The 4133-nt window shown below is 48.1% G+C and carries 6 protein-coding genes; 2 read left to right on the top strand and 4 right to left on the bottom strand.

The features are described 5' to 3' along the window. Positions 1-183: 183 nt before the first annotated feature. Positions 184-477, top strand: a complete 294-nt coding sequence (locus tag B4C70_RS01660; RefSeq protein ID WP_214729984.1) for a hypothetical protein — start codon at positions 184-186, stop codon at positions 475-477. Between the two features lie 60 nt (positions 478-537). Here B4C70_RS01660 and B4C70_RS01655 read toward each other — a convergent pair whose 3' ends face one another. The 4 genes from B4C70_RS01655 to B4C70_RS01640 form a co-directional block, all read right to left on the bottom strand. Next, positions 538-1674: a GGDEF domain-containing protein gene (locus B4C70_RS01655; protein ID WP_290776595.1), complete on the bottom strand. Its 1137-nt coding sequence runs from the start codon at positions 1672-1674 to the stop codon at positions 538-540. 134 nt (positions 1675-1808) lie between these two features. Continuing rightward, entirely contained in the window at positions 1809-2054 is a 246-nt protein-coding gene (locus B4C70_RS01650) for a phage holin (RefSeq protein ID WP_290776592.1), read from the bottom strand. Further along, positions 2051-2686 carry a M15 family metallopeptidase gene (locus B4C70_RS01645; protein WP_214729921.1) on the bottom strand — a complete coding sequence of 212 codons (636 nt, stop codon included), beginning with the start codon at positions 2684-2686 and terminating at the stop codon, positions 2051-2053. Before B4C70_RS01645 ends, B4C70_RS01650 begins: the two co-directional genes overlap by 4 nt. Continuing rightward, complete coding sequence (locus B4C70_RS01640; protein ID WP_290776587.1) at positions 2686-3441, bottom strand: helix-turn-helix domain-containing protein; 756 nt, start codon at positions 3439-3441, stop codon at positions 2686-2688. The genes B4C70_RS01645 and B4C70_RS01640 overlap by 1 nt, the downstream gene beginning before the upstream one ends. A 90-nt stretch (positions 3442-3531) precedes the next feature. Here B4C70_RS01640 and B4C70_RS01635 point away from each other — a divergent pair, with 90 nt between their 5' ends. Beyond that, complete coding sequence (locus B4C70_RS01635; RefSeq protein ID WP_290776584.1) at positions 3532-4029, top strand: DinB family protein; 498 nt, start codon at positions 3532-3534, stop codon at positions 4027-4029. Positions 4030-4133: the final 104 nt, after the last annotated feature.

Raw genomic sequence — 4133 nt, 5'->3', positions numbered from 1 at the left:
ACTTAATATTACAATTCGTCTTATTAAAATCAGATAGGATGACAGCTTGAAAGAAGGTTTCAAGTGTTTTTAAAGTTTGGATTGACTATTTTTCAAAATCAGACGATTAGTTGCCAGAAAACTGGGTAATATAGACTATAGCAGAGAAAAAGTCGTTCAACCAGGAGAGTGAGGTGAGAGAAGATGATCAGTGCACAAGAAGCCTATTACATCAAAAAGGAATTGAATGAAAAATTCGAGGATCCGCGGATTTCCTGTGATTTTTCAATCTTTTCACTTGAACCATTCCAACTTCTCTTGCACGTCCAAGAAGATGTCGATGAGCTCAGTACTGAAACACGCTATGGCATAAGCCGCAAGATTCGGTCCCAACTCAAACAACTCGATGCACGTGTCGGTGGTGTTCCCGTCAAAGCGGTCTATGTCATATCGGCGCCTCTCATTTCCGATCGATCGTATTGCGTCATCTTACAATGAAAAATCCCTCACGTGAGCACCGCATCTCACGTGAGGGATTTTTTTTGTCGAATTCAAATTTCAACCTGCCATGTCACCGATTTGGTTCCGACCATTCTCTTTTGCCCGATACAACGCTTGATCGGCTTGATCGATGACCTCTTTTTCCGTCGTGTTTGCTCCGGGTACGAGCGACGTCAAGCCAAGACTGACACTGACCCGGCAAAGTGGTTCATACCGTTCATGTACGATATTCAAATCAAGAATGTCCTGACGGATTCGTTCTGCAATGTGCTGGGTTTCTTCTGCTCCACGCGACAACAAGACTGTGAATTCCTCCCCACCGTACCGTGCGACTTGTCCGTGACGCGCTTGACGCTTTAAGACGCGGGCGACTTCTTTTAAACATTCATCCCCTTTTAAATGACCATACGTATCGTTATACGATTTAAAGGCATCAACATCGATCAGAATCAGGGAGAGTGGTGTCTGATGTTGCTTGGCTTCTTCAAGGAGTTGCTCGAGTCGTTCATCGAACGCCCGTCGATTCGGGATACCAGTCAAGGCGTCGTGAAGAGAACGATGAATCAAGGCTTGTTTACTGCGCTCCATCCGAAACGTCTGGATGAAGGCGATCAAGACGATGACCGCGATGCTTGCGACAACGACGATGACCCATTTCGCAGCACTCGATGCTTGTTCGGAACGATTCGTTGCTTCAGCAATGATGCGATTGACGTCCGTTCGTAGACGAGCATCGATTGGACGAAACGTCTCGATATACTGCATTCCCTGATATCGTTTTGCCTCAGCCGCTGCTTGATCTCCACTTCGAGCGAGTTCCAGTTGCGCGTCATAAAAATGCGTCGCCGTCTCAATCCGGGGAATCGCCTCGGTCCGGACGAGTTTTCGCATGATCGGATGATTCTCATCGAGTTGATTGAGTCGCTTGACCGTTTGATCCAGTCGATCGATCGTCCGTTCATACTGGGCTAAATCCGCCTCGTTCGGTGAGAGGATATAACTGCGGACGACGAGTTCAAGATTTAGTAACGCTGGAAATAATTCTGCTGCTTCCGTCGAGATGGGAATCGCTTCGTTTAAAATACGAGCATTTTCTCGTTCGATTTTTAGGAAAGCTTGATAACTCCAGACACTTGTAAACAAAAGCGCACAGAGTGCTAAAAACAAATACCGCTGCAACGTTGACCATTTCACAAAAAGACCGACCTTTCTTTCTCCATCTACTTGACTAAAGTCTATCCCTTATATCGGTGTCTTGAAATCAAACTGTTAGTCGTTTGTATGAAATAATACCCGTTGCTAGCACATTCCAAACGCTTCCAGCCTTCTTAATTGGTCAAGGATGTGTTTTCCAGCTGTTCTTGTGACTGCCTTCGTCTCAGCGCCCGCTCAGTCACATCATTATTCTTCCACCAAGCGACGAGTAGACCAATTAGTCCAATCAGACCCGTCACGAACCGTTCGACGTCACTTGACGATACTGGCAATGCTGTGAAACCGAGCGTCGGTAAGAGTAACTCAAGAAAAACATAGAGCGGAATCAAGAGGCGAATCCACGCCTGAAGACGAATCATGGCGACACCGGAAAGAGACGACGCCATGTTTGCGGACCAACAATCCCGTCAGCGACTAGACGACATGTCTGTTGGAACGTTCGAATAGCATGCGTCAATCGAGCATCAAAAATTCCTGTCACCACAAGACCCAAACGTTTTTCTATTGCTTGGACGAGTTCCGGTGCTTGAATTCGTTCCCGGAGATAGTGTCCTTGTTTTGGTACATGATGACGCGCGAGACTGACATGATCATACAGTTCAAAGTGTGGGTAGTCGGGAAAACGAGACCAATCCCCTCCCCAACTCATTCCGCGTCGTTTCATCGCGCTAACGATTCGGTGGAGTCGCGCATCTGGCGGAGAAAGGAACAATGCGCCGTCTTCGTAAAGGAAGACGTCGATTGCGACACCGAAGTTATGGTTTGATTGTCCGCCGCGTGCTTGCGTCACGATTGGACCTGGTGTCGTTCGTCCCTTCGCATACAACGCATTCTGTTCGGCGATGCTCCGAAAGCTTTGCGCTATACCGAGCTTGATCCCTTGCGGATAAAGCTCACGAATCACGTCACGCGTGATCCGGACGACAGACGGATGCATTCCAGGAACGGATAGTTTTTGATTCGCACGTCGGAGTAATTCTTCCAGTTGCATCAAGCTCCCTCCCTTGTCAGTGCTTGTAATAATTCAGCAATTTCGGCATCGTCCGGTATGATCTGTTTTTCCTTATGGTGTGCTTCATATGCTCGTTGCGCTGCTTTTTCTTGTTCCATCCAATTCGGTAATTGAAATAATGAAGTGTCTCTTCTTGAACGTTTGGTTATTCGTTTCTTCCGTTCAGCTGGTAATCCAGTCGCAAGACGCTTGACGACTTGCTCGATGTAACCGAAATGGCGACTATTCGCCCGCGCCGCTTCTTCGATCGCGTATTGGATCCGCTCGATCGGATGTTCTGTTGCCAGCTGTAGCAATTCTTGCTCGATTCGGGGTGTCGCCTTGCCGAGATTCATCTCGTACTGCTCCACCAGTTCCTTTTTTAAAGTCGTTTTCTTCAAGACTTCTTCTTCGGAGGCATCAGAAACCTCGGGGGTAGTCGTCTCTTGACTCGCCTGGGAAGGTGTGTCGACACGGGGCAGGACACGGTAAGCATTTGATGTCTGTCCTCCGTGTTTCGTGAACCGTTCGACTTTTTCGATCCGACCGCTTGCGATCAACGACTGGATACACGACTTGACCGTCGATTTACTGCACGGGACAGCATCGGCGATCGTCTGATAGGACGGAAACGCTTGACCGTCTTGACCACTGAAACTCTCAAGGATCAGGTAGATCATTTTTTCATGGACGGACGCAAATGCCGTCCCGCTCCGTAAGAGCGTATGGGGAACCGGAAGATAAGGGTCTTGCATGGTGATTCCTCCTTTCTAGGAAATATGACAGGAAGAAGTCGCGGATTGTTCGAAAAGAGTAAGGAGAAGTTTTTTGAGAGGAGTGACGAAATGAACGATCTATTTACGTTTTACTTAAAGGAACTGGATCACTATCGTCCCGATGAATTAATCTATCATCTCAATCATGACACGTGGTCGATCAGTCAGATGTACGATCATTTGATCGTCGTCAGTCATGAGTATTTGGATGAAATCGAGTCGTGCCGGTTCGCACCCGTGACCACGTCCGGAAAGTCACCGTTTGGCGAACAGTTATTTGCTGACGGAGCGTTTCCGGCGACACCAATCCGGTTACCGGATGCGCTGAACGCACCGCCAGACGAGACGGCTCACGTCGACTGCTTGCGGACACGTTGGCTACAGTTGATCGATCGTCACGCTACGCTTGCCACAATTGCTCAATCGACAGCACCTGACCAAAAGACACACCACGGTGGGATGGGCTGGTTGAATGCCGCTGAGTGGTATGCTCTCGTCACGTATCATCTCGCCCACCATCGTCATCAAAAACGAAGGCTTGATGCTACGTTAGCGAACCGACCATAAAAAAGAGACTGGGACATAACTAGCTGAATTTAACGAGAAGAAGGAATTGCCATCACTCAGGATGTGCAATTCCTTCTTTTTTCATTGTCTCGCGTCAAGTTGCC

Origin of the sequence: Exiguobacterium sp. UBA5002 (genome assembly GCF_002396765.1) — a bacterium.
GTDB lineage: Bacteria > Bacillota > Bacilli > Exiguobacteriales > Exiguobacteriaceae > Exiguobacterium_A.
Note: the sequence above shows the minus strand (reverse complement) of the source record. Positions and strands in the feature narration are given on the sequence as shown.

Coding starts and splice junctions, on each gene's coding strand:
- B4C70_RS01660 (WP_214729984.1), top strand. CDS start 184: ATGATCAGTGCACAAGAAGCCTATTACATCAAAAAGGAATTGAATGAA.
- B4C70_RS01650 (WP_290776592.1), bottom strand. CDS start 2,054: ATGATTCGTCTTCAGGCGTGGATTCGCCTCTTGATTCCGCTCTATGTT.
- B4C70_RS01645 (WP_214729921.1), bottom strand. CDS start 2,686: ATGCAACTGGAAGAATTACTCCGACGTGCGAATCAAAAACTATCCGTT.
- B4C70_RS01640 (WP_290776587.1), bottom strand. CDS start 3,441: ATGCAAGACCCTTATCTTCCGGTTCCCCATACGCTCTTACGGAGCGGG.
- B4C70_RS01635 (WP_290776584.1), top strand. CDS start 3,532: ATGAACGATCTATTTACGTTTTACTTAAAGGAACTGGATCACTATCGT.